The sequence below is a fragment of the Paraburkholderia sp. BGA-UO-ETr-F21 genome (assembly GCF_059567925.1).
Genome location: NZ_JCAQOY010000040.1, coordinates 1,020,947 through 1,045,741 on the forward strand (window position 1 = coordinate 1,020,947; position 24,795 = coordinate 1,045,741).

Here is a 24,795-nt window from a genome sequence, read left to right on the forward strand (position 1 = left end):
GTGTCAGACTGATACGGAGTCGGGTGTACAACCACTTTACCCGGTCGAGAATGCAGCTTGGATTCTACGCCGGCTGTGAATTCGCATCGAAGCTTTCACGTGTCTTCGCATTGATGACCCGCCTCAGATCGTCCCAAACAACGCCCTCGGCCGATCCTTCAATGTTCCAGCCAGCAAGCGCAACGCACTAACAAGCTGGTCGCGGCTCGACGCGCAAGCAAGGTTGATCCGCACGCCGTGCTCGATCTCCGAGCGATCCACTGCGAACGCCGAGGAAGGCATCACCACCACCCCGCGCGCCTTTGCATTGGCGGCGAAATCATCGGCGCGCCAGGGCGGCGGCAACTTGAGCCAGACGAACATGCACGCCGGATCGGAGCGCAGTAACGCCTGCGGCAACAACTCCCGTGCGAGCGCGTGGCGCGCGCGAATCTCGGCGAGTTGCGCGTCCATGATGTGGCGCGCAGTGCCGTCCTCGATCCAGATCGACGCGATCAGCATCGACATTGGCGCAGGCATCCAGGCGGTCGTGCGCACGGCCTCCGCGCACAGCGCCGAGCTGTCCGGCGGACTCGACAGGTAGCCGAGCCGCAGCCCAGGCGCGAGAATCTTCGAGGTCGCCGCGATATGGAAAGTCAGTTCCGGACAAAGACTTGCGATCGTCGGCAAACGCTGCGATACCAGCGGCCCATACACGTCATCCTCGATGATCGCGACGCCGTGCCGGCGAGCGATATCCACGAGCGCCATGCGGCGTTCGAGACTCATTGTCGTGACAGTCGGATTCTGCAGATTGGGCACCGTGAAGATCGCCTTCACGGGCATGCGCCGGCACGCGGCGTCGACTTCATCGGTCAGCAGTCCATCGCCGTCGCTCGGAATGCCGACGATCTCGAACTGAAACACGGGCGCGAGCGCTTTCAACCCATAGTAGGTGAGGCGGTCGGCGAGGATCACACCGTCCGTGCCGATCAGGCTGTTCAGCACCGCATACAAACCGTGCTGCGCGCCGCTCGTCACGACCACCTGGCCGGCATCCGGCGTGAAGCCGGGCGCGGCCATCCACCGGGCGCCGGCGGCGCGCGCCCATTCGGGGCCCTGCGGCGGCTGGTATTCCTGCAATTGCGCAAAGCGCGGATCGCGCGGCAACTCGGCCAACGTGCGCGCCAGACACGCCAGAAATTCGCCCGTCGCCGGCCGGTTCACGGTGAGGTCGATCAAGCCATTGCTCGCCGATTGCGCGGATTGCGCGGGTTCGACACTCGGCATCGCCCCGCCCGTCACGAGCGACCCGCGCCGTTTGCTGCCGATCACCAGCCCGCGCAACTGCAATTCCTTGTACGCGCGCGACACTGTCGAAACGTTGATGCCCAGATCAGTCGCCAGTTGCCGCTGCGGCGGCAGCCGGCTGCCGGGCGGATAGATGCCGCTGCGGATGTCCTTCTCGATCGAACTGGACACCTCGATGTAAGTCGAGCGCTTCGCCGGATCCGGCGTGCCGTTGGCGGCGCGGGTTGCGTCTTTGCCAGAAGCCATAAGATCAACTGTCTCCATACAAACTGGCTTTGTCCGCAATTGTGCGGAGGTGTGGCGATTCTATACCACCCCCGTGCGACTGCGAGGCTTCCGCGAGTTTCCCGCTGAACCGCCGGCAGGTGGCGAAGAGCATGCCTGGGACCCTCCAGGGAAAATGCTATGACCACACAATATGTTTTTTGATTGCATACAAAAATTTATTGTGTGATTCTAGATGCCAGAGTTTGTCTGGTGGCGGACATGCAGCAACGACGCCGGGCAGTGCCCAGGAATCTGTCAGTGGGAGTGTTGCAATGCGCGTTTTGTCTTCGTGGCTGTCGTATGCGATGGAAGGGCGCAAGTAATGTCGGAGATCGCTATTGTCGGAGCGGGATTCATCGGCCTCGCCAGCGCGGCGTCGTTGATGCGCGACGGGCATCGGGTCACGCTGTTCGATCCGTCCGGCGTCGGACAGGGCGCGTCGTTCGGCAACGCGGGAACGTTTGCCCACTACGCGTGCATTCCGGTGAATAACCCGTCTGTGTTCCGCGATCTGCCGCGCTACCTGTTTTCTGGCGAGAGTCCATTCAGGCTGCGCTATCAGTATCTGCCGCACCTCGTGCCATGGCTCGCGCGCTTCATGATGAGTTCGCTGCCGCGCAGTTACAAGGCGAGTGCCGGCGCACTCGCTGCATTGCTCGCGCAAGCGCAGGAGGGTTACGCGCCGTTGCTGGCAAACGACGGCCTGGCGCGTTTTGTAAGGCGGCGCGAGTGTCTCTATCTCTATTCGAGCGCGGCGTCGTTCGACGCGGCGAGTCCCGCACTCGGTTTGCGCAAGCAACTCGGCGCCGCGTTCGACGTGCTGGGCGCCAACGACATTCGCACGCTCGAACCGTCGCTGGCGCCGATATTCGAGCGCGGCGTGCTGTTCAGCGACAGTTGGCATTTCTCCGATCCGCAAGGCTTCCTGCAAACGCTTTATGAGCAGCTCGTGGCGCAAGGGCTGACGCTACAGCGATCGACGGTCAGCGCGGTGCAGCCTGCGGCCGATGGCGCAAGTGTGACAGCCGACGGCGTTACGCGGCGCTTTAGCCATGTGATCGTCGCGACGGGCGCGCGTTCTGCGCAGTTTGCGCGGCAATGCGGCGACAGCGTGCCGCTCGACACCGAGCGTGGCTATCACGTGCGTTATCCGGGCGCGCAGCAACTGATTTCACGGCCGGTCGGCTGGGCCGAGCGAGGCTTTTACATGACGCCGATGAGCGACGGTATCCGCGTCGCGGGAACGGTCGAACTGGGCGGCTTTAGCGACTCGCGCAACCGCTCGCTGATCGACTTGCTGACGTTTTCATCCAGACGCGCGTTGCCCGCGCTCACTACGCCCGACAGCAGTTGGCTCGGATTTCGCCCGACCTTGCCGGACGGCGTGCCAGTGCTCGCGCGTTCACGCGCGAGCGAACGCGTGATCTATGCATTCGGTCACCAGCATCTCGGGGTGACGCTCGCCGGCATAAGCGCGCGCATCGTCGCGGATCTGGTCGCACGGCGCGCGCCTGCGCTCGATCTCGCGCCGTACGCGGCGACGCGTTTCCGCGCGGGGCGAAAGGCATAACGGCGAACATCGTGGCACCAGGTTTCAGTTTCATCCACCTCTACGTAGGACGGTTTCGACGCGTCGCGCATCGAGCCGCTCATTCGACATAACGCGCGACGTGACAACTCGCAAGGAGCGCATCATGAATCGCCGCAATTGGCTGTTGAGTTTTACCGTTTGTCTGATCGGTGCGCACGCACCGTTCGCGTGGGCAGCCGACCCTGAAGTCGTCAGGATCGGCTTTGTCGGACCGTTGACGGGTCCCGTTGCACGCGTGGGGAAAGACCTGCAGTACGGCGCGCAACTGGCGCTCGATGAAGAAAACGCGCGGCATCCCACTGTCGATGGTAAGCCGGTGAAATTTGTGCTCGACGTGCAGGACGACCAGGCCGATCCGCGCGTGGCGATTCAGGTGGCACAGAAGCTGGTCGACGACGGCGTGGTCGGCGTGATCGGTCATTACAACTCGGGTTGCAGCATTCCGGCTTCGACGGTTTATCACCAGGCGAACGTCGCGATGATTACGCCCGGTTCGACCAATCCGCAATTGACAAAACAGGGCTACAAGAACGTGTTTCGCACGATGGGCCACGACGGCATCGGCGGCGTGGTGGCGGGGCACTTCGTGGTCGAGCAGATGAAGGCGAAGCGCATCGGTATCATCGACGACCGCACGGCGTTCGGACAAGGACTGGCGGATGCGTTCGAAAAAGGCGCGAAAGAAGCGAATGGCAACATCGTCGATCGCGAGTTCACCAACGACAAGGCGGTCGATTTCCGCGCCGTCCTTACGACGCTGAAGAGTAAGAATGTCGATCTGATTTTCTTCGGCGGCCTGGATGAACAGGGGGCGATGCTGATCAAACAGATGCGCTCCCTCGGCATGACGGCTCAACTGTTCGGCGCGGGCGCGTTGAAGAGCAATGCGTTCCTGCAGATCGCGGGTACGGCGGGCGACGGCACGCAGGATCTGGAGCCGGGCCCCGCGCTCGACAAGCTGCCGGCGGCCGTGGAGTTCGGCAAGCGCTACAAGGCGCGCTTCAATCAGGACGTGGAACTGTATGCGCCGTTCGCGTACGACGCGGCGCTCGCCATGCTCAAGGCGATCCACACGGCGAATTCACTGGACCGCGCGAAGATCGTCGATAGTCTGTCCAAGGTCAGCGTCACGGGCGTGACGGGACAGATCACGTTCGACCCTTACGGCGATCTGATCAAGCCGCCGTACACGCTGTTTCAGGTTCAGCAAGGTCAGTGGAAGAGTATGAAGACGGTTGGAGGGAGCGGCGCCTGATTTTCACGAGCACGGCGCCTGTGCGCAACGGAGGGTCATCCCGATCCGGGCGAAGCATCGCGTAGACTCGGCGCGAAACAAACTTGAGTACTTCGGAGAGCGGCCGTGCCGGATGCTTCGGCATGGGCCGCTCGCGTTGGATCCTCGCGAGACCCGTCAAAATCCGTGGTTGCGCTCACAACCGATCGCGCACGCGATCGTGCCCACAGCGCCAATCACGCCTACGCCGATGCCCAATCCAGCCCCTAGTCCAAACGTTTCGAGCGTAGTCGAGCAACCTTGCAATCCGCTGGTTCCCGCGAGCGCGGCGATCAACAGCAGCCACCTCACATTTGCTCCTGATACCGGGATCTGGCGTACGCGACAATTCATGTTCTGGTTTCCTTTCTTGTCCCACTCTTAATATCAAAACGACAAAGCAGCCTTGCTGCGCATGTTAGAGCTCGAGTCCCGGTTGCCAAAACGGGATTAGATAGCCTTAAGGCGAAGCGCTTACTAAAGCTTTCTTGCCGGGTAGATATTTGCCTGTCAGCGCAAAGGCATGACGTGAGGTTACGCGTCTTCACGAATGACCATTTTGCGATGACTGGCGGGGATCATGGACTCCTTACGATATCCTCCGTAACGTTCCAAAAGCCTTCTTCAAAGGGCGCGGATCACGTTGTGACCCGCGCCCGATCTACTGCGCTACTGCGGCAGCGCGTACGCGATCACATAATCGCCAAGCTTGGTGCCGAACGACCCGTGGCCGCCCGCGGCGATCAGGATGTACTGGCGGCCATCGATCGAATAGCTCATCGGCGTGGCCTGGCCGCCCGCGGGCAGACGCGCGCGCCACACTTCCTTGCCGTTGTTGACATCGAACCCGCGGATATAGTTGTCCGCGGTCGCACCGATGAACGCGACGCCGCCCGCCGTCACGATCGGCCCGCCGAGCATCGGCATGCCCATCTTGAACGGCAGCGGAATCGGCGAACTGTCGCGCACTGTGCCGATGCGCTTCTTCCACACGATCTCGTTGGTCTTCAGATCGATCGCCGAAATATAGCCCCACGCCGGCTGTTTGCATGGCAGACCGAGCGGCGAGAGGAACGGGTTCAGCGTCACGCCGTACGGCAAGCCATATTGCGGCTGGATGCCCGCTTCCGTGCCGCTGCCTTTTGCGCCCGGCTCCGGCTCCGTCGGATTGCCCGGGCCGCGCGGGATCAGACGGGAGACGAAGGGCAGGGCGATCGGATTGGCAATGGCGAGCTGACGATCGGTGTCGACGGCAATGCCGCCCCATTCGAACATGCCGAGGTTGCCTGGAAACACCAGCGTGCCTTGCAGCGAAGGCGGCGTGAACGTGCCTTCATACCGCAGCTTGTGGAACATCACGCGGCATACGAGCTGGTCGAACATCGTCGCGCCCCACATGTCGGCGTCGGTGAGCAGGTTCTTCGGGCGGAACGTGAGATCGGAAAACGGCTGCGTGGGCGAAACATGATCGCCGGGTGCGGCACCCTGCGGCACCGGCGTTTCGGGCGCGGGCACGACCAGCGCGCCGGTACGGCGGTCCAGCACGAACAGGTTGCCGGTCTTGGCCGGCGCATACACGACCGGTACGGTCTTGCCGTCCTTGCCGGTGATATCGGCGAGCGTGGGCTGCGAGGGCTGGTCCATGTCCCACAGATCGTGGTGCGCGGTCTGATAGAACCACGCCAGCTTGCCTGTCGATGCATGCAGCGCCAGCAGGCCGCTTGCATAGCGCTCCTGCAAGGCCGTGCGGTTGCCACCCCAGATGTCCGGCGTCGTCACGCCCATCGGCAAATAGATGAGGTCGAGTTTCGCGTCGTAGGCGGAGGGCGCCCACGAGTTCGGCGAATTGATGGTGTAGTTTTCGCCCGCGCCCGGAATCTTGTTCGGGTCTTGCGCGCCCGGATCGAACGCCCACAGCAACTGGCCGGTGCGCACGTCGAAGCCGCGGATCACGCCGGAAGGTTCGCGCGTCGAAAAGTTGTCTTCCACCGCGCCCGCCACGATGATCGCCGTGTTCGTCACGATCGGCGGCGAGGTCGGTTCGTACATGCCCGGCGTCGTGACCGGCTGCGCGTGTTGCAGATCGAGGTCGCCGTTGTTGCCGAAGCCCGCGCAGCGCTCGCCCGTCTGTGCATCGAGCGCGTACAGGTGGCCGTCGTTGACAGGCAGATAGATGCGGCGCGTACACGCGCCATTGGCCGTGGACGCCACCGTGGCTGCCGCGGCGGCGTCGCTCGTGGGCGTGGCGGGCTGCGCGGTCGCGGCGCTGGCGGAGAGATCGAGATACGACACGCCGCGACAGGTCACGTGCTGGAACGACGGGTCGGCCCGCAGCTTCGGATCGAACTTCCATTTCTGCTCGCCCGTCTTTGCATCGAGCGCGAACAGGATCTGGTGAGGCGAGCACAGATACAGCAGATTGCCGATCTTGATCGGCGTGACTTCATTGGTGATTTCGACGGGGTCGTTCGGACCTTTCATGTCGCCGGTGCGGAAGGTCCAGGCCACCTGCAGGTTCTTGACGTTCTCGGGCGTGATCTGCTGCAGCGGCGAATAGCGCGTGCCTTCCTGGGTGCGGCCATACGCGGGCCAGTCGGACGGATCGATACCGTTCGGGTTGGCCGCGGGCGTCGTGGCCGCCGCGCTCAGCGTGCCGTTGAGCGTCTGCGGATCGTTGAAGCTCGCATAGACGAGCACGCCGGCCCAGATCACGAGCGCGCCGATGAGCGACGTCACGCCGAGCTTGCGCGGCGCGTCGAGGCGCCGGCTCACGAGCAGCAACAGCCACACGCCGAACACGACGAGCACGCCGGAGCGCGGCGCGAGCGCCCAGAAGTCGGGGCCCGACTCCCACAGCGCCCAGACCGCCGTGCCGACCAGCACGAGTGCGTAGAGCGCGAGCGCCGCCGCGCTGCGACGGTACAGCAGCCAGCTCACACCGAGCAGCACGATGCCGGTCACGACGTAATACGCGGAGCCGCCGAGCGAGAGCAGCCATGCCCCGCCTATCAGCAGATAGAGCGCGGTGAGCGCAGTGAACAGCAACGTGATGACGGCGATGAAACCCGGCGATGTCGATTGTCTGTACATGGTGACCTCAATCTTTTTCTTAAGGTGCTGCTTGCATCGCCTGTTACGCGATGCAAGCAGCGCTCATACGCCGACGCGAACGCCAGCGCGGCATCCGGCCGGTGCGCCGCGCTCGTGCAAGGCGGTAAAACAGTCACGCCAGCACCTGCATTACCCCAATGTTGGACGGCCCGCGATCCGCAGGCGGCCCGGTTCGATTCCGACAGGGCCGCGGATGCCGCGAAGGTGCGGTGCCCGCCGTCTTTCAACTGCTGTCTTTCGATTTACGCAACCGTACCGCACAAGGAGAGGCGCGCGTTCAAATTGTAGGTTGTAGGCGGCGAAGTGCATCAAGCATCACGTGGCCGACTCGGCTGGCGATGCGCCGCCGCTTCCTGCCCGGATGCAGCCGACGCCGTGGCTCCAGTACTTCTGCACGCGCCCAAGTTCGCGCCCACGAAGCGCTCGCGCGAGCCTAAACTACGCATTCCGTCAGCCCTCCCGGACTCATGCCTCCTCGCAAAGACCCTCGCGCCCGGCCACTTGCCTCGTCCCCCGCACCGGGCGGCGCTGACGCGTTGCAAGATCCGGTCCTGCTGCGCCGGCTGCTGCGCGCCAAGGACCGCATGGACGCCGCGTCGCATGAGGCTTGGCCCGTCAAGCGCCTTGCCGAGGTGAGCGGCGTCACGCAAGCTCATTTCGCGCGCTCCTTCAAGCGGGCCTTCGGGGTTCCGCCGCACCGCTACCTGCTGACGCGCCGCATCGAGCAGGCCGTCACCCTGTTGCGCGACACCGGGCTCAGCATCACGGAAATTGCCTTTGCCACCGGCTGGGAGAGCCTCGGGACCTTCGGCAGAATCTTCCACGACATCACCGGGAAAAGCCCCAGCGCCATGCGCGTCGAGAGCCAGGCCAACATGCCGCGACTCGAGTGCATGCCCGCCTGCGTGGCGAAGGCCGCGCAGCGCCCCGATCTCACCACCGCAGTTTCGGAGAAGCGCCGCCGCGCGGCCGACGATACAGTCTGGCCATCAACCAGGGAGGTGTCATGAACGAGGGTATCAATGTGGTGGGCCTGTACGTCGACAACCAGGACGAAGCGCTCACTTTCTACGTCGACAAGCTCGGATTTCGCGTCCACACGGACGTGCGCAACGGCGCTTATCGCTGGCTCACGGTCCAGCATCCCGATCAACCCGCGTTTCAGCTCGGACTGTTCACACCCGGCCCGCCCATCCACGACGAGGCCACCGCGCAAACCTTGCGCGCCATGGTCGCCAAAGGGGCGATGCCGCCTCTGGTTCTCTCCGTGGACGACTGCCGTGCGAGCTACGCCCGCCTGAAAGCGCGCGGCGTGGAATTCACCCAGGAGCCGGTGGACCGCTTCGGCAGCGTCGATGCCGGCTTTCGCGACCCGGCCGGCAATGGCTGGAAGATGATCCAGGCACCGAGGAACTCGACGTGACGCCAGCAGCGGGATCGTCGGTTCGGGTGGCCGGGTATCCATCGGCGTTGCGCTGGCGGATAAGCGCCGGCGCCGTTATTCGCCGGAAACGAGCCTGTGCTGCCGACTCGCATGAGCAGGCGATTGTCTTTGAGAGGGAATGTCGTGAAGGGAATTAGCTTGCCCGGCTTATCTGGGAGCATCGACTATATGCAGGAAGCATAGGCATGCTGCTCGCGCTCAAACTCGTGCTGGTGCCCGCGTTTCTCGCCGCGCTGACGGTGGCGGGGCGCATATGGGGGCCGACGGTGGCGGGGTGGCTCGCGGGGCTGCCGGTCGTTGCCGGGCCGATTGTCTTGCTGCTTGCGCTGGAGCGCGGTTCGCCGTTCGCGGCGCAAGCGTCGGCGGCCTCGATTGCGGCGATCGCCGCATCGGAAGCGTTCAATTTCGCCTACGCGTGGACCTGCCGGCGCTTTGCATGGCCCCTCGCGCTGGTTGTAGGGATGGTGGGTTGGGTCGGCGTGGCAAGTTTGCTGACGCAGCTTCCCGCCGGCCTCGCATGCGCGGCGGTGGCGGCCTGCGTGGCCGTGGCGGTGTCGCAAAGCGGCTTGCCGCGCGTGAGCGGTCACGTACCGGCGGCGCGCCTCGGACTCGGCGACCTCGTTGTGCGCATGCTCGCCGGCGCGCTGCTGACGGTCGCGGTGACCACCCTGTCCGCGTCGATGGGCGCGACATGGAGCGGACTGCTCTCAGTGTTTCCTTTGCTCGGCATCGTGCTCGCGGTCTCGGCGCAGCGCGCGCACGGCGCGGACTTCGTCGCGTTGCTGATGCGCGGCATGGTAATCGGCCGTGCGTCGTTCGCGGCATTCTTCGCCGTGACCGCGAGCATGCTGCCGCGGTACGGCGTGTGGCTGAGCTTTCTGTGCGCGGCGGTGGTTTCGATCCTCGTGCATGGCGCGACGAGGCGGATGCTCAACGCGACGCGGCCGGCGCAGGTTTCGGCGCGTGAGATCGTGGAGCGACAGGCGGCGGATTGAGCGCGAGGGTTCGCCGAGACTTGCGGCGGTTCATCGCAGTTCGTACCCGCTCGTTGAGTTCTGAGCGGTTCAGGGCCCACCTGCTCACGAGCAAAACGACCGCGCACACGTCTCACCCATTTGCCCGATACTGCCAACATGACTTCGCGCGATCAACTCTCCACCCGCACAAGAATCGGCCTGATTTCCGATACGCACAACCTCGTACGCCCTGAGGCATTGCGCTATCTCGCCGGTTGCGACGCGATCATCCACGCGGGCGATATCTGCAACCCGGCCGTGCTCGAAGCGCTAACGCAAATTGCGCCGGTCACGGCCGTGCGCGGCAACAACGACACTGGCGGCTGGGCCGTGTCGCTGCCGACGCACGTCACGCTCACCGTGCAGCAGGTGGCAATTCTCGTCGTACATGACATCGCCGATGTGGGCGCCGATCCGCGCAGCCGGGGAATCGATGTAGTGGTGACGGGCCATTCGCACAAACCGTCGATCAGCGAGCGCGACGGCGTGCTGTTCGTCAATCCGGGCAGCGCCGGGCCACGGCGTTTTAAACTGCCAGTTTCGGCCGCAATCCTGATCGTCGAAGGGGCGAGCGCAAGCGCGAGCTTCGATTCGCTGGTGCCATAAAAAACGGGCCGGCAAAGATTTGCCGGCCCGTTCTCACAACTCAGTTTGCGCTAACCGGGGCGCACCGCGTGCTCAGGCACGCGCCGTGGCGGTTGCCGCATAGCCTTCGTCGATCTCCGCGGCTTCACGCTCGCCACGCAGCACGGCATGCGCTTCCGCACGCGTCGCCACGCACGGGCCCGAGCCGAGCAGCGGCTTACGGGCGGTCTCGCGCAGCGCGAGCACCGAGACGACACCGATCAGCGAAGCGCCCATCAGATAGTACGCGGGCATCATCAGATTGCCGGTGCTGTTCACCAGCCACGCCGTGACGAGCGGCGTCGTCCCGCCGAACAGCGACACCGAAACATTGAAGCCGATCGCGAGCGCGCCGTAGCGGATCCTGGTCGGGAACAGCGCCGGCAGCGCCGACGGCATCACGCCGGTAAAGCACGACAGCAGCACGCCGAGAATCATCAGGCCGCCGAACACCGGCAGCACCGTGCCCATGCGGATCAGCAGCAGGGCGGGAATCGACAGCGCGAACAGACCCACGCAACCGAACAGCATGACCGGCTTGCGGCCGATCGTGTCGGACAGGCGGCCGGCGGCGAGCGTCATCGGCATCATCAGCACCATGACGAGCAGCACGAGGAAGAGGCCATGCGTTTCGTTGAAGTGCAGCGTGGCCGACAGATAGCTCGGCAGATACGAAAGCGCCATGTAATCAGTGACGTTGAAGATCAGCACGAGGCCAACGCACAGCAGAAGCGGCTTCCATTGCTGCATGAGCAATTCGCGAAACGACTGCTTGGGCAGCGCCTTGTCTTCGGCTTCGCGTTGTTCCGCCTGCTTCTTGAACGCAGGCGTTTCTTCGAGCTTCATCCGGATGTACAGACCCACCAGACCCAGCGGACCCGCGATCAGGAACGGCACACGCCAGCCCCATGAGAGCAGCGCCTCGTTGGAGAGCGTCGCGGTCAGCACGGCCACCGTGCCCGCGCCGAGCACGTAGCCGATCAGCGTGCCAAACTCCAGGAAGCTGCCCATGAAGCCGCGGCGCTTGTCCGTCGAGAATTCGGCGATGAAGGTCGCCGCGCCGCCGTACTCGCCGCCGGTCGAGAAGCCTTGCACCAGACGCGCCACCAAGAGCAGCACCGGCGCGAAAATGCCGATACTCGTGTAGCTGGGGATCAGGCCGATCGCGAAGGTGCCGAGTGCCATCATGATCATGGTCATCGCCAGCACGCGTTGTCGGCCGATGCGATCGCCGAGCGGCCCGAACACCATGCCGCCGACCGGCCGCACGAGGAACGCCGCGGCGAACGTGCCGAAGGTGGCGATCAGCTGCGCCGCGGGGCTCGCTGACGGAAAGAACACTTTGCCGAGCGTGACAGCGATATAGCTGTACACGCCGAAATCGAACCATTCCATCGCGTTGCCGAGCGCCATGGCGCCGACGGCCCGCTTGAGGAGAGATTTGTCGACGACGGTGATGTCGTCCAGAGAGAGGCGTTGTTCTTCTTTGTGATGTCGCCAGAAGCCGTTGCTGGAAGCGGTCAAGGTGAAAACTCCAATGACTGCGACGAAACTCATGATGCGCATGAACGTTCCGCCACGGTTGCTGGGAAGTGCAGTGTCGCGAGCAAGGCGAAAGGCGTCTTCGTCACCGTCGAAGGGCGACAGAGTTGGGCGCGAAAAAACACAACGCCCGTGCCTCGCGAGACAGGTCGCGAAAAAACACTCGTCTAGATTGTGCTGACTGTTGCACCTGCGTGGCCGTGGAAGGGGGGCAGATGCATGAGGACGCTGGGTGGCTGAAAGCTGGCCCACGCGCCGCTGGAAGGCTTGAAACGAAAAAGGCCGGTGCTGTATTCGCCGCTCATGCCGAGACATGGGACGGGAAACGACCGACAAGCCTTCTTGTATAAAAACTGTTCAATTCGGAGTGGCAACACATTGCCATGCGCACTATGTACGCACTGCGCGCCAGATTGAAGAGAACGTGAATGAAGGTGAAATGCTGTTGGAACGATGCACATAATAGCACGATAACGGAGGATCGTGCAAACCGGGTGTCCGCGGGGGACCTCGGTGGGGGCATTCAATCCCTTGCGGGGCGGGGGATTGCGCGGATCCGGGCGGTCTGAAGAAGCGGCTTAAAAATGACCTGAAATGTACCGTTTGGAGAATTTTTCCGCTTCGTTCGAGCGATCGAACGAACGTTGCGTGATGGAGCGGACTTGCGGCGGCGCGGACGAAAAAAATCCGCGCACGCGGCGCGGATTTCGGTAATGCGGCCCTGAAGCGCGAAAGCGCTCGATTACGCCGAAGGCGGCACGTAACCTTGCGCCGTATCCGCGCCTTCGCCGAAGAAGAACTTTTCGGTCTGCTTCATCAGATATTGGCGTGCGCGCGGATCAGCCATGTTCAGGCGGTTTTCGTTGATCAGCATGGTTTGCTGCTTCAACCAGGCCTGCCAGGCTTCCTTCGAAATGCTTTCGTAGATCCGCTTGCCGAGTTCGCCCGGCAGCGGCGGGAAATCGAGGCCTTCGGCTTCCTTGCCGAGCTTCGCGCATTGAACCATACGAGTCATGCTGTGCTTCTCCTTTGTCGACCGGGTGAGTGCTTCAGCACTGACTCCGGTCCCGTAAAAATGGGTTGATGTGTCGATGCCGGGACAGGCAGTTGCTATATAGGGCCGCTCAGAGCTGTTTCATCAGCACGAGCGACTTGCGCTGCCAGTTATAGAGTCTGCGGCGGTCTTCCGGCAAATCGTCGACGGTGACCTTGACGAAACCGCGCTTGAGGAACCAGTGCTCGGTACGCGTGGTGAGCACGAAAATGCGCGTCAGGCCGCGCGCCCGCGCGCGCTGCTCGATGCGCTTCAACAGGCGCTCGCCGTCGCCGGTGCCTTGCGCTTCGGGCGAGACCGTGAGGCACGCCATTTCGCCGATGCGCTCGGACGTGTACGGATACAGCGCCGCGCAGCCGAACAGCACGCCATCGTGCTCGATCACCGAGAAATGGTCGATGTCGCGCTCGATCTGGTGGCGGCCGCGCCGCACCAGCGTGCCGTCCGATTCGAGCGGCTCGATCAGCGCGAGAATGCCGCCGACGTCGTCCGGCGTGGCTTCGCGCAGGCTTTCCAGATTCTCGTACGAGATCATCGTGCCCACGCCGTCGTGCAGGAACAGTTCGAGCAGCAGGCTGCCGTCGAGCGCGTAGGGGATGATGTGGGCCCGCGCCACGCCACCGCGGCAGGCGCGAATAGAGTGCTTCAGATAAAAGCCCGCGTCGCCGGTGACTTCGCCGCTTTCATGCAGCTTGTAGGCGTCGTCGAGCGAGAGTTCGCGCACCAGTACGGGGCCGTCTTCGCCGGCTTCCATCAGGCCCGGCGTCTCGGTCAGGAACACGATCTTGTCGGCGCGCAGCGCGATCGCCGCGGCGGACGCGACGTCTTCCATGGCCAGATTGAAGGCCTCGCCGGTGGGCGAGAAGCCGAGCGGCGAGAGCAGCACCAGCTTGCGGCTCGCGAGCGAGTGACGGATTGAATCGGCGTCGATCTTGCGCACCACACCGGTGTGGGCGAAATCGACACCGTCCAGAATGCCGACCGGCCGCGCCGTCACGAAGTTGCCCGACACCACGCTGATGTGCGCGTGCGCCATGGGCGTATTCGGCAGACCCTGGCTGATCGCGGCCTCGATATCCAGACGCACTTCGCCAGCCGCCTCTTTTGCGGACTCCAGTGCGCGCGCGTCGGTAATGCGCATGCCGTGCGAAAACTCGGACTCCACGCCGTGCAGGCTCATCTGCTCTTCGACCTGCGGCCGCGAGCCGTGCACCAGCACGATCTGGATGCCCATGGCTTGCAGCAGCGCGATATCGGACACGAGCGCATTCAGGAGCCCCTGATGCACCACCTCGCCGCCGAAACCGACAACAAACGTCTTGTTACGGAACGCATGGATGTAAGGGGCGACTGAGCGCATCCAGTCGACGAATTGCGCGTGCTGTGCGAGGTTTTCCGTTGCTCCGGCGGGGGCCGGAGCGCTCGCGGGCGCGGGGACGAGGTCGGTTTGGGAATTCATGCCGGGGATTATAATGCGCCCCCATGTCGAATGTACCCAAAAGTCCCGCTGCGGCGAACGAGAATCCGGCGCCGGCCGCCGATCAACCGAAGGCCGGCGACGCCGCACGCCGCACAGCACCGGACGCTCAACCGAACGCGCCGCACACGGCGCGCGAGCCGCGGCGCGCCGCAGAAAATGCACAAGCGTCGGCGCAGAGAAATCATCCGCGCCGCGAAGCCCGCAATCATGAAAGTGGCGAGGTGGCAAAACCCACTGGAAGTGGCGAGCCGCAGCCGCGTGAGGGCAGGGAAGGCCGAAGGTCAGACCACAACCCCGGGCGTGCGCGGCAGCAGAGCGCGTCTGGCGCGAACCAGCAGAAAAGCGCCGCTCGTGGCGATCAGCCACGTCAAGCGGACTCGCGAGACGGCGGGTCGCGCCGCGAGCAAGCGCCGCCCCGCGCCGCGCGCGCAGCGCGTGTCGTCGAGCCCAATCCGATTCCGCCGATCACCTATCCGGAAGCGTTGCCCGTATCGGGCCGCCGTGAGGAAATCGCCAAGGCGATTGCACAGAATCAGGTCGTGATCGTCTGCGGCGAGACCGGCTCCGGCAAAACCACCCAGCTGCCGAAGATCTGCCTCGAACTCGGCCGCGGGCTCGGTGCGGGCGGCTCCGGTCTGATCGGCCACACGCAGCCGCGCCGGATCGCCGCTTCGGCGACGGGCCGCCGCATCGCCGAAGAACTCGGCACGCCGTTCGGCGAGGTGGTCGGCTACAAGGTGCGCTTTACCGACAATCTGTCGCCGGGCGCCTCCGTCAAGCTGATGACCGACGGTATCCTGCTCGCCGAAACGCAGACCGATCCGCTGCTGAAAGCGTACGACACGCTGATCATCGACGAGGCGCACGAGCGCAGCCTGAACATCGACTTTCTGCTCGGTTATCTGAAGGAAATCCTCGTCAAGCGTCCCGATCTGAAGCTGATCGTGACCTCGGCAACGATCGACGCGGACCGTTTCGCGCGCCACTTCGGCAGCGAAGAAAAGCCCGCGCCGGTCATCGAAGTGAGCGGGCGGCTTTATCCGGTCGAGGTGCGCTACCGGCCCGTCGCGGAAGACAGCCCCGCGGTGAAGGCCGCCGAAGGCAACGCGTCGTCCTCCGCGCCGCGAGGCGAGCGGCCGAAAACCCAGCGCGAAACCGATCGCGATCTGATGGAAGCCATCGTCGACGCCGTCGACGAACTCTGCCGCGAAGGTCCGGGCGACGTGCTCGTGTTCCTGCCCGGTGAGCGCGAAATTCGCGACGCCGCCGAGGCGCTGCGCAAGCACCATCCGCCGCATACAGAAATTCTGCCGCTGTTCGCCCGTCTTTCCGCGGCCGAACAGGAGCGCGTGTTCCGCACGTCGAACGCGCGGCGTATCGTGCTGGCCACCAACGTCGCCGAAACCTCGCTGACGGTGCCAGGCATTCGCTATGTGGTCGACACCGGGCTCGCGCGGGTGAAGCGCTACTCGTATCGCAACAAGGTCGAGCAGTTGCAGGTCGAGTCGATCTCGCAGGCCGCCGCCAATCAGCGGGCCGGGCGTTGCGGCCGGGTCGCCGACGGCATCTGCATTCGCCTGTACGAAGAAAGCGACTACCAGGGCCGCGTGCGTTTCACGGATCCGGAGATTCTGCGCTCGTCGCTGGCCTCGGTGATTTTACGGATGAAGTCGCTGCATCTGACGGCGATCGAGACGTTCCCGTTCATCGAACCGCCGCCGGGCCGCGCCATCGCCGACGGTTATCAGCTGCTCAACGAACTCGGCGCCGTCGACGACGACAACCAGCTCACGCCGCTCGGCCGCGAACTCGCGCGCTTGCCGCTCGATCCGCGCGTCGGCCGGATGATTCTGGCTGCACGCGACCAGCAGGCGCTCAAGGAAGTGTTGATCATCGCCAGCGCCCTGTCGGTGCAGGATCCGCGCGACCGGCCGATCGAAGCGCAGGAGCAGGCCGATCAGGCGCATCGCCGGTTCGCCGACGAGCGTTCGGAATTCCTGCAATGGCTGAAAATCTGGAACTGGTTCGAAGAAGCAATCGCGCACAAGAAGTCGAACAAACAGTTGCACGAGGAGTGCCGCAAGAACTTCCTGTCGCAGCTGCGTCTTCGCGAGTGGCGCGATGTGCACTCGCAACTGCTCACAGTGGTGCGTGAGCACGGCTGGCGCTTGAACGAAGCGGAAGCGACCTTCGAGCAGATCCATCTCGCGCTGCTGACCGGTTTGCTCGGCAACATCGGCCTGAAAGCCGACGACGAACCGTATTACCTCGGCGCGCGCAGCATCAAGTTTTACCTGTGGCCGGGCTCGGCGCTGGTGAAGAAAGCCGGCAAGTGGGTGATGGCCGCCGAACTGGTCGAGACGAGCCGGCTGTACGCGCGTTGCATCGCGAAGATCGAGCCGGAGTGGATCGAGAAGATCGGCTCGCATCTGTTGAAGAAGTCGCTTTCCGAGCCGCATTGGGAAAAGCGCGCGGCGCAGGTCTCGGCATTCGAGCGCGCGGTGCTGTATGGCCTGCCGATCTATCACCGGCGGCGCGTGAGCTTCGGCAAACAGGATCCGGCGCGCGCCCGCGAGCTGTTCATTCGCGGCGCGCTGGTGGAAGGCGAGTTCGATACGAAGCTCGCGTTCTTCGCGCACAACCGCAAGTTGCTTGCTGATATCGAGCAGCTCGAACACAAGTCGCGCCGTCAGGACGTGCTGGTCGACGACGAGCTGATTTTTGCCTACTACGATCAGGCGTTGCCGAAGGGCATTTATACCGGCGCGTCGTTCGAGCGCTGGTATCGCGATGAGGTGAAAAAGAGCGGTCAGCCGGAAGACAAGTTGCGCCTGCTGTACCTGTCTCGCGACGATCTGATGCGGCACGAAGCCGCCGGCGTGACCACCGACCTGTTCCCGAAACGGATGACGATGGCGGGCGTCGAGATGGCGCTCACCTATCACTTCGAACCGGGTTCGCCGCGCGACGGCGTCACGCTCGCCGTGCCGCTGTATGCGCTGAACCAGGTCGACGCGCGCCGCTGCGAATGGCTCGTGCCCGGCATGCTGAAGGAGAAGACGCAGCTGCTGCTGAAGTCCCTGCCGCAGAAGCTGCGCCGTCATTGCGTGCCGCTGCCCGAGTTCGCGGCGGGTTTCGTCGAACGGCATAGTGGTCCGCGCTTCGGCGCGGGCGGCTTGCTCGAGTCGCTGATCGCCGATATTCGCGAGCAGACCCAGGTCGCGATGAAGCAGTCGGACTTCAAGCTCGAAACGCCGCCGCATCTGTTCATGAACTTCAAGGTCGTCGACGAGCACGGGCGTCAACTCGCGATGGGCCGCAATCTGTCGCAACTGCGCGCCGAACTCGGCGGCCAGGCGCAGCAGCATTTCCAGAAGATCGCTTCGAGCGCGGCGGGCGCGGCGCTGGCGGACGCGGGCGGCGGCAGTGTCGCGACGCCGGCGCAAGCGTCTGGCCTGGCAAACGCCGCGGCGCAGCGCGGTAAGGGCGCTCCGGCGTCGGGTCCGCAGACCGCGCCGCAAGACGGTGCGCAGGGAACGGCGTTGTACGAAAAGCTGACGACCTGGAACTTCGGCAAGCTCCCCGAGCTGCTTGAAATCCGGCGCGGCGGCCAGACGCTATTCGGTTATCCGGCGCTGGTGGATCGCGGCACGCATTGCGACGTGGAAGTGTTCGATTCGCCCGACGAAGCCGCGCGGATCCATCGCGCGGGATTGCGCCGGCTGTTCGCGTTGCAGTTGAAGGAACCGATCAAGTATCTGGAAAAGAATCTGCCGGGCTTGCGCGAAATGGCGATGCAGTTCATGCCACGCGGTACGCAGGAAGAGTTGCGCGATCAATTGATCGACACCGCGCTCGACCGTGCCTGCCTGCAAGACCCGTTGCCCGACGACGATGTTACTTTCCACACGCGCCGCGACGAGGGCCGTAGCCGCCTGACATTGCTGGCTCAGGAAATTGCCCGGCTGGTCGGACAGATTCTCAGCGAATACGCGACGGTGACCAAGAAGCTGGTGCAGGCGAAGTCGTTCACGGCGGCGCATGCGGATCTGCACAATCAGCTCGACGGACTGATCGGCAAGCGCTTCGTGGTCGATACGCCGTACACGCAACTGGCGCATTTCCCGCGCTATCTGAAAGGGATCGCGCTGCGCATCGACAAGCTGAAAGCGGACCCCGCGCGCGACGCCCGGCAGTTCGCCGAGTTCCAGCCGCTGTTGCAGAACTATCAGCGCGCGGTGGCGCAGCGTGGCGGCGTGCTGGATCCGCGTCTGTCGGAATTCCGCTGGCTGTTGGAGGAGTTGCGGATCTCCCTGTTTGCTCAGGAATTGCGCACGCCGATGCCGGTGTCGGTGAAGCGCCTTCATAAGGTGTGGGAGTCGATGCAGCGCTGATCGCGGCGATTAGCGGGGCGGGGCGCCATGCCTGCTCCGCCTCGCGGACGTCTCGCGGGCGGCTGAGGTGGCGGCTCACGTGGCGCCGGCACGCGGTCGCGGCACGGATAAAAAGGCGCGCGACGCCATGCCTCATGAGAATGACGTCACGCGCAAAAGGCGCGGGCCTTTGTTCGGACCCGCGCCTGAGACACCCGCTAAATCGATCCCCAGCCCATGGCCGCCATGACCTTTGCCCGGACTCGTCCTGCCGGTTTGGCCTACCAGTGCATGCCGGCGCCGATCGACGCGCCGAACTGGCCGCGCGAATCCGTGGTGCCTTGCAGCTTGTAGACCCACTTGCCCGTTTCCGAGAGCTGCGATACGCCAATGGCGAACGCCGACTGGCCGGCATAGGTGCCGCCGGCCATGGCAACCATCCCGTGACCCGGTAGCACAGCCTGCGGCAGACCGGCCATCGCCATGGCGGATGCCGTGCCGCCGTAGGCGTCGCGGCGCGCGGAGCGGATCTGGTCGTCGGTATAGCTGTTCGCCTGGCTGACCGCGCCACTGGTGCTTTGCTGCAACTGGCTGACGTTGACGGCGTCGGTCGCTTGCACGCCGGCTGCGACCTGGGTGATCTGACGCTCCTGCCCCGCCGCGCCGACCGACACCGTGTTCGCCCGATCGGCGACCGAGCCCTGGCCTAGCGCGACGGAGTTGTCGGCGCCGGCATTCGCCGCCGCGCCGAGCGCGGTGGCGTTGTTGCCGCTGGCAACCGAGCTTGCGCCGATGGCGATGGCGTTGGAGCCGGTGGCCTGCGCGCTCGCACCCATCGCGATGGCGTTGGAGCCGGTGGCCTGCGCGCTCGCGCCCATGGCGACGGCGTTGGCGGCGGTGGCCTGAGCGCTCGCGCCCATCGCGACGGCGTGCGCGCCGGATGACACGGCGGCTTCGGTATCGCGATTGCCTTGCGCGCTGAAGAACGGATCGGCGGCATCGACCACGGCGTTGTTGACGGCGCCCGAGATGGCTGCGTTCAGCTGATCCACGTTGACCGCATCGGTCCCGGCAACGCCCGCCGCGAGGTTGTGAATCATGGTGCCGCCGCTCGCCGCGTTCAGACCTGCTGCGAAGCTGGTGGGCACGGTGCCGCCGCCCGAGTTGTCGCCGCCGAGCGTGACGCTGTTGCGGTTCACGCTGCCGTCGGGGTTCTTGTCGTACATCACCGCGCCGTCGAGCTTCGCGGCGGTGGCCGCGCCTTGGGCGCTCACGGCTTTCAATTGCGCGACATTCACGGCGTCGGTGTCGGCGGCACCCGCCGCGACGTTCGTAATCTGGCGCTCCTGGCCGGCGGCGCCCACGGAGACGGTGCGCGCCCGGTCGGCTATCGAGCCCTGGCCGAGTGCGACGGAGTTGGCGGCTACTGCGCTGGATTGATAACCGAGCGCGGTGGAATTCGCGGCCGTGGCCTTGGCTTGATAACCGAGCGCGGTGGAATTGGCGGCTGAGGCGGTGGCTTGATAGCCAAGCGCGGTGGAGTTGGCCGCCATTGCGCTCGCCTGATTGCCAATAGAAGTGGAACCGTCCGCCTGAGCGGTGGCGAAGCCGCCGATTGCCGTGCTGAAATCGCCGTTTGCCTGCGAACCGGTGCCGACGGCAACACTCGCTTGTCCCGCGGCGAGCCCCGCACTGCCGATGGCGACTGCGTTGGCGCCGGTGGCCGATGCGTCGTCGGTTCCGTCAGTCAGGCCGTTTGCCTTGAAATAGCGTGACGCGTTTACGCTTACGGCTTGCAGTTGGCTCAGGTTGACGGCGTCGGTCGCCTGGGTGCCGGCTGCGACGTTCGTGACCTGCCGTTCGTTGCCTGCGGAGCCGACTGAGACGGTATTGGCGCGGTCGGCCAGCGAACCCTGGCCCAAGGCGACCGAACCGTCCGCCGACGCATGCGCGTCACGGCCGAGCGCAATCGAGTCGGCGTTGTTGGCAACGGCGGCGTAACCAATCGCGATGCTGCCGGCCGACGCTGCGGATGCTGAGGCGCCGAGTGCGGCCGCGCCGGTTCCCGTGGCTGCGGAATTGGCGCCGAGCGCGGCCGAGCCTGCTCCTGAGGCAGAGGCATTAACCCCGAGCGCAGCTGAGCCGGTTCCCGAGGCACTCGAACTGGCGCCGAGCGCCGTGGCATTCTCGCCGGTCGCTTGCGCGAACGCGCCCAATGCCATCGCCCCCACGCCGTTCGCGAAGGCCTGATTGCCGATCGCCGTGCTGTAGTCAGCCGCCGCCAGCGCCAGATTGCCGCCCGCGAAGGCACTCGTGCCGAGGGCGGTCGACAGGTAGCCGATCGCGACAGAACTCATACCGATCGCCCTTGCTTGCGCGCCTGTCGCGACGGAACTGTCGCCCTCGGCGTCGGCCTGAAGGCCTATCGCGCTCGATTTGTCGCCCAGCGCAGTCGCTTGCACGCCTGTCGCAATCGAGCCGAAGCCCAGCGCGTTCGACTGCACGCCCGTTGCAATCGAGAAGGTGGCTGCCGCCGTGGCCTGAAAGCCCATTGCAATCGAGCTTTCGTCCAGCGCTTGCGAGCCCGCGCCGAGTGCTACCGAATGGGTGCCGGCCGCGTTCGCCTGCATGCCGTGCGCAATGGAATAGGCGCCCACGGCCTGCGCCGCGATACCCTCTGCAATCGAGCCGGCACCAACGGCCATCGCATTCGTGTCCGTAGCGGGATTGAACGGCGCCGCCGCGAAATAGATCGTGGCGGCGTGTGCCGCCGGCGCGCCCGCCGCCAATACCGTCAGCAGCAGTACTGCCTGGGCAATCGCTTTCTTCCGGGCCGTTACTCGCTTTGTCTTCGATCTTGCCGGCGCCGGTGCCGCCAGCGACGTTTGCGTCGCGTCACACCAGGTCAATGGGTTATTGCAATTCATTGTTTTAGAAACTCCGCGGTATTGCGTAAGTGGACGGCGCATCAACGCGGGGGAGCCAATTAAGGATTCATCGCCCTGATAAATTGCACAAAAAATAAAGGCCCGCAGGTTTCGCTTTTCCTGGCAATGCCTTGAGTTTTTGCGCGCACGAAACGCCCGCGACATGCCTGCGCGTCCACCGGGCTGATTGCGTGGGCGATGAGGCTGCGGGATTGTCTAATCCGGCGGTGCGGCGAGAATTCAGTTAAATCCCAAGGCGGCGAGGAAAAATCCTTTTGTGTGTTTAACGCTCGATTCGCTGGTGTGGGAAAATAGATTAAACAAGGAATGGTCGCATTCAATCTGATAATTATTTTTATAATCTGAGTGTGTTCTTGTATTTATACGTCTTTCGTGAGATTCGAAATCTCAAGCGCGCTACTCATTGAAGGCCATTTCAGAATGGCTTGAGCGCCCATTGCGATGGCGCCCGCCGAGCGGCGGCGGGCGGCATCGCGCCCCCGATTTCTCTTGTACGCGGATAGCGACCTACGTCAACCGCTGGCCCTGGCAAACGTTCTACAATGATGGCTGTTCTCCGAAGTGAGTTTTCATGCGCAAATTTTTTCTTCCCGGCTTGACTGCCACGTTCGCCGCGGCTACGGCGCTGGTCGCTGCCGCAGGTTTTTTTTCTCCGGCGGCCCACGCCAACAACGTGATCGTGCTCAACTCCGGCGAAGCCACGCTGAGCCTGATCGACGAGACCAGCCGCCAGGTCATCGGCACCGTGCCCACGGGCAAGGAACCGCATCACTTGATGGCCACGCCGGACAATTCGTCGCTAATCGTGGCGAATTCGGTGTCGAACAATCTGATGTTCGTCGATCCAAAAACCGGCCAGGTGCAGCGTTGGGTCGAAAACATCGAAGATCCGTATCAGATCGGCTTCTCGCCTGACCGCAAATGGCTGGTCACCACCGGCCTGCGTCTGGACCGTCTCGATATCTATCACTACGACGGCCAGAAGAACCAGATGACGCTGGCCTCGCGCCTGCCGCTTGCGGTCATGCCGAGCCATATGGCGTTCACGGCCGACAGCAAGACGGTCTTCGTCACGCTGCAGGTTTCGGGCGAACTGGCCGCGATCGACCTGGCCACGCAAACCGTCAAGTGGAAGATGAAGGTCGGCAAGGTGCCGGCGGGCCTGTGGATGACGCCGGGCGAGAAATACCTGCTGATCGGTATGACCGGCGCGGATTACGTCGCGGTAGTCGACTGGCGCAACCAGAAGATCGTCAAGACGATCCACACGGGCAACGGCGCGCATAACTTCCGTTCGCTGGCTGACGGCAAGCACGTTGCGGTGTCGAACCGCGTGGCGAGCACCATCAGCATCATCGACGAAGACTCGCTTACCAACGTCGGCGACATCACCGGCTTGATGCCCGGACCCGACGACATGGAACTTTCCGCCGACAAACGCTATCTGTGGGTTACGTTCCGCTTCGCCAAGCACGTTGGCATCATCGACCTGACAACGCGTAAGCTGATCCAGACGATTGCCGTAGGCCGCTCGCCGCACGGCATCTATTTCTTCAATCGCGCGCCGATCACGGCGCCGAACGGCGCCTGATGCGGGGGCTCACGCTGCACCAGGCGAACCGACACGGATGAAGTAACAGGCCAGCACCATGTTCCATCTGATTTTTTCTTCTCTCGACAGCTTCGTCTCGGCCGTGCAGACGTTGCTGTACGTCGACGTGGTGCAGCCGCTGCTGTTCCGCTTCAACCTGATGGACTACGACGAAGACACTTACGACAGCCTGTATTGGGTGATCGTGGGCGTCGTCGAAGTGCTGGCCATGTACGCGATCCTGCGCCCGCTCGAAGCGCTGCGTCCGGTGGAGCAGTGGGAGAGCCGCAAGGCGGTGCGCGTCGACGTGATCTACACGTGGATCGCCAAGCTCGGCATTCTCAACCTGTTCTTTTTCTTCGCGCTGCAGCCGTTCTTCGACAACGTGCAGGCGTGGCTGCGGCTGCACAACATCTCGAATATCGAGTTCGACAATCTGTGGCCGGGCGTGACCACACAGCCGCTCGTCACGTTCGTGATGTATCTGCTGGTGCTCGACTTCGCCGGTTACTGGTATCACCGTTGGGAACACCGGATCGGCGTGTGGTGGGAACTGCACGCGGTGCACCACAGCCAGCAGCAGATGTCGCTGTGGTCCGACGACCGTAACCATCTGCTCGACGGTCTGCTGCAAGCCTCGTTCTTCGCGGTGATCGCGCTGGTGATCGGCGTGCCGCCGTCGCAGTTCGTCGTGCTGGTGGCCATCACGAATCTCGCGCAGAGCGTCCAGCATGCGAACATCCGTCTGTATTTCGGCTGGCTCGGCGAGCGTCTGCTGGTCAGTCCGACCTTCCATCGCCGCCACCATGCCATCGGCTACGGTCACGAAGGCTTGAAATACGGTTGCAACTTCGGCGTGCTGTTTCCGTGGTGGGACATGCTGTTTCGCAGCGTGTCCTGGAGCCGCGAGATGGAGCCGACCGGCATCAGCGATCAGCTCGAAGGCCGCCGCTATGGCGACGGTTTCTGGGCGCAGCACTGGCTCGCCTTTGTGCGCATCGCCGGGCGTCTTTCGCCGAAGCGCCGCACCGAAAGTAACGACGCCGCCGCCGTTTGAGCGAGCCTCCTCCCACGCCGCTGGTTTCCCCGGCGGCGCGTCACGTGGTTTATCCTGTTCACGTTTGCGCACGTCCCGCGGTAAATCCCCTCGAGGGCCGCGCCACGGGATGTCCCTGCGTGGGGCGAGCGGCG

The 24,795-nt window shown here is 64.1% G+C and carries 16 protein-coding genes; 9 read left to right on the top strand and 7 right to left on the bottom strand.

Annotation, left to right across the window (positions count from 1 at the left end; all coding sequences use genetic code 11):
- Positions 1-123: 123 nt before the first annotated feature.
- On the bottom strand, positions 124-1,536 hold the full coding sequence (locus AC57B1_RS37055) for an aminotransferase-like domain-containing protein (RefSeq protein WP_408301681.1): 1,413 nt from the start codon (positions 1,534-1,536) through the stop codon (positions 124-126).
- A gap of 343 nt (positions 1,537-1,879) precedes the next feature.
- On the opposite strand from AC57B1_RS37055, the gene AC57B1_RS37060 reads away from it, so the two are divergent.
- Together AC57B1_RS37060 and AC57B1_RS37065 are read left to right on the top strand one after the other, a co-directional pair.
- A complete protein-coding gene (locus AC57B1_RS37060; RefSeq protein WP_496420176.1) occupies positions 1,880-3,127 on the top strand; it encodes an NAD(P)/FAD-dependent oxidoreductase in 1,248 nt (415 codons plus the stop codon).
- A gap of 124 nt (positions 3,128-3,251) precedes the next feature.
- Positions 3,252-4,403 (top strand): branched-chain amino acid ABC transporter substrate-binding protein, encoded by a 1,152-nt coding sequence (locus AC57B1_RS37065; RefSeq protein ID WP_091792846.1) that lies wholly within the window; start codon positions 3,252-3,254, stop codon positions 4,401-4,403.
- A 687-nt stretch (positions 4,404-5,090) separates the two neighbouring features.
- Here AC57B1_RS37065 and AC57B1_RS37070 read toward each other — a convergent pair.
- Positions 5,091-7,511: a glucose/quinate/shikimate family membrane-bound PQQ-dependent dehydrogenase gene (locus tag AC57B1_RS37070; protein ID WP_408347642.1), complete on the bottom strand. Its 2,421-nt coding sequence runs from the start codon at positions 7,509-7,511 to the stop codon at positions 5,091-5,093.
- 488 nt (positions 7,512-7,999) lie between these two features.
- Between AC57B1_RS37070 and AC57B1_RS37075 the strand changes: the two genes are divergently transcribed.
- The 4 genes from AC57B1_RS37075 to AC57B1_RS37090 all read left to right on the top strand — a co-directional run bounded on the left by AC57B1_RS37075 (position 8,000) and on the right by AC57B1_RS37090 (position 10,598).
- Positions 8,000-8,542, top strand: a complete 543-nt coding sequence (locus tag AC57B1_RS37075) for a helix-turn-helix domain-containing protein (RefSeq protein WP_408347645.1) — start codon at positions 8,000-8,002, stop codon at positions 8,540-8,542.
- Positions 8,539-8,955: a VOC family protein gene (locus tag AC57B1_RS37080; RefSeq protein WP_091792851.1), complete on the top strand. Its 417-nt coding sequence runs from the start codon at positions 8,539-8,541 to the stop codon at positions 8,953-8,955. Before AC57B1_RS37075 ends, AC57B1_RS37080 begins: the two co-directional genes overlap by 4 nt.
- Before the next feature lie 206 nt (positions 8,956-9,161).
- Positions 9,162-9,971 carry a hypothetical protein gene (locus tag AC57B1_RS37085; RefSeq protein WP_496420177.1) on the top strand — a complete coding sequence of 270 codons (810 nt, stop codon included), beginning with the start codon at positions 9,162-9,164 and terminating at the stop codon, positions 9,969-9,971.
- Positions 9,972-10,109: 138 nt separating this feature from the next.
- Complete coding sequence (locus tag AC57B1_RS37090) at positions 10,110-10,598, top strand: metallophosphoesterase family protein (protein WP_408347651.1); 489 nt, start codon at positions 10,110-10,112, stop codon at positions 10,596-10,598.
- A gap of 72 nt (positions 10,599-10,670) precedes the next feature.
- Here AC57B1_RS37090 and proP read toward each other — a convergent pair whose 3' ends face one another.
- The 3 genes from proP to argA form a co-directional block, all read right to left on the bottom strand.
- On the bottom strand, positions 10,671-12,173 hold the full coding sequence (proP, locus tag AC57B1_RS37095; protein ID WP_286162033.1) for a glycine betaine/L-proline transporter ProP: 1,503 nt from the start codon (positions 12,171-12,173) through the stop codon (positions 10,671-10,673).
- Between the two features lie 727 nt (positions 12,174-12,900).
- Entirely contained in the window at positions 12,901-13,173 is a 273-nt protein-coding gene (locus AC57B1_RS37100) for an oxidative damage protection protein (RefSeq protein WP_007181244.1), read from the bottom strand.
- A gap of 109 nt (positions 13,174-13,282) precedes the next feature.
- Positions 13,283-14,671: an amino-acid N-acetyltransferase gene (gene argA, locus AC57B1_RS37105; RefSeq protein WP_091792853.1), complete on the bottom strand. Its 1,389-nt coding sequence runs from the start codon at positions 14,669-14,671 to the stop codon at positions 13,283-13,285.
- A gap of 23 nt (positions 14,672-14,694) precedes the next feature.
- On the opposite strand from argA, the gene hrpA reads away from it, so the two are divergent.
- Positions 14,695-19,086, top strand: a complete 4,392-nt coding sequence (hrpA, locus tag AC57B1_RS37110; protein WP_496420178.1) for an ATP-dependent RNA helicase HrpA — start codon at positions 14,695-14,697, stop codon at positions 19,084-19,086.
- A 260-nt stretch (positions 19,087-19,346) separates the two neighbouring features.
- Here hrpA and AC57B1_RS37115 read toward each other — a convergent pair whose 3' ends face one another.
- Together AC57B1_RS37115 and AC57B1_RS37120 are read right to left on the bottom strand one after the other, a co-directional pair.
- A complete protein-coding gene (locus AC57B1_RS37115; protein ID WP_496420179.1) occupies positions 19,347-21,992 on the bottom strand; it encodes a YadA-like family protein in 2,646 nt (881 codons plus the stop codon).
- A 59-nt stretch (positions 21,993-22,051) separates the two neighbouring features.
- Positions 22,052-22,333, bottom strand: a complete 282-nt coding sequence (locus AC57B1_RS37120; RefSeq protein ID WP_408347660.1) for a hypothetical protein — start codon at positions 22,331-22,333, stop codon at positions 22,052-22,054.
- 251 nt (positions 22,334-22,584) lie between these two features.
- Here AC57B1_RS37120 and AC57B1_RS37125 point away from each other — a divergent pair, with 251 nt between their 5' ends.
- Together AC57B1_RS37125 and AC57B1_RS37130 are read left to right on the top strand one after the other, a co-directional pair.
- Positions 22,585-23,604 carry a YVTN family beta-propeller repeat protein gene (locus AC57B1_RS37125; protein ID WP_408187247.1) on the top strand — a complete coding sequence of 340 codons (1,020 nt, stop codon included), beginning with the start codon at positions 22,585-22,587 and terminating at the stop codon, positions 23,602-23,604.
- Between the two features lie 58 nt (positions 23,605-23,662).
- Positions 23,663-24,661, top strand: a complete 999-nt coding sequence (locus tag AC57B1_RS37130; protein ID WP_408347663.1) for a sterol desaturase family protein — start codon at positions 23,663-23,665, stop codon at positions 24,659-24,661.
- The last annotated feature ends 134 nt before the right edge of the window (positions 24,662-24,795 follow it).

What these genes read in the sequence shown, in the direction of transcription:
- hrpA (WP_496420178.1), top strand. Translation starts at nt 14,695, where the DNA reads ATGTCGAATGTACCCAAAAGTCCCGCTGCGGCGAACGAGAATCCGGCG.
- AC57B1_RS37100 (WP_007181244.1), bottom strand. Translation starts at nt 13,173, where the DNA reads ATGACTCGTATGGTTCAATGCGCGAAGCTCGGCAAGGAAGCCGAAGGC.
- AC57B1_RS37125 (WP_408187247.1), top strand. Translation starts at nt 22,585, where the DNA reads ATGCGCAAATTTTTTCTTCCCGGCTTGACTGCCACGTTCGCCGCGGCT.
- AC57B1_RS37060 (WP_496420176.1), top strand. Translation starts at nt 1,880, where the DNA reads ATGTCGGAGATCGCTATTGTCGGAGCGGGATTCATCGGCCTCGCCAGC.
- AC57B1_RS37055 (WP_408301681.1), bottom strand. Translation starts at nt 1,536, where the DNA reads ATGGCTTCTGGCAAAGACGCAACCCGCGCCGCCAACGGCACGCCGGAT.
- AC57B1_RS37130 (WP_408347663.1), top strand. Translation starts at nt 23,663, where the DNA reads ATGTTCCATCTGATTTTTTCTTCTCTCGACAGCTTCGTCTCGGCCGTG.
- proP (WP_286162033.1), bottom strand. Translation starts at nt 12,173, where the DNA reads ATGAGTTTCGTCGCAGTCATTGGAGTTTTCACCTTGACCGCTTCCAGC.
- AC57B1_RS37090 (WP_408347651.1), top strand. Translation starts at nt 10,110, where the DNA reads ATGACTTCGCGCGATCAACTCTCCACCCGCACAAGAATCGGCCTGATT.
- AC57B1_RS37070 (WP_408347642.1), bottom strand. Translation starts at nt 7,511, where the DNA reads ATGTACAGACAATCGACATCGCCGGGTTTCATCGCCGTCATCACGTTG.
- AC57B1_RS37075 (WP_408347645.1), top strand. Translation starts at nt 8,000, where the DNA reads ATGCCTCCTCGCAAAGACCCTCGCGCCCGGCCACTTGCCTCGTCCCCC.
- AC57B1_RS37085 (WP_496420177.1), top strand. Translation starts at nt 9,162, where the DNA reads ATGCTGCTCGCGCTCAAACTCGTGCTGGTGCCCGCGTTTCTCGCCGCG.
- AC57B1_RS37080 (WP_091792851.1), top strand. Translation starts at nt 8,539, where the DNA reads ATGAACGAGGGTATCAATGTGGTGGGCCTGTACGTCGACAACCAGGAC.
- AC57B1_RS37065 (WP_091792846.1), top strand. Translation starts at nt 3,252, where the DNA reads ATGAATCGCCGCAATTGGCTGTTGAGTTTTACCGTTTGTCTGATCGGT.
- AC57B1_RS37115 (WP_496420179.1), bottom strand. Translation starts at nt 21,992, where the DNA reads ATGAATTGCAATAACCCATTGACCTGGTGTGACGCGACGCAAACGTCG.
- argA (WP_091792853.1), bottom strand. Translation starts at nt 14,671, where the DNA reads ATGAATTCCCAAACCGACCTCGTCCCCGCGCCCGCGAGCGCTCCGGCC.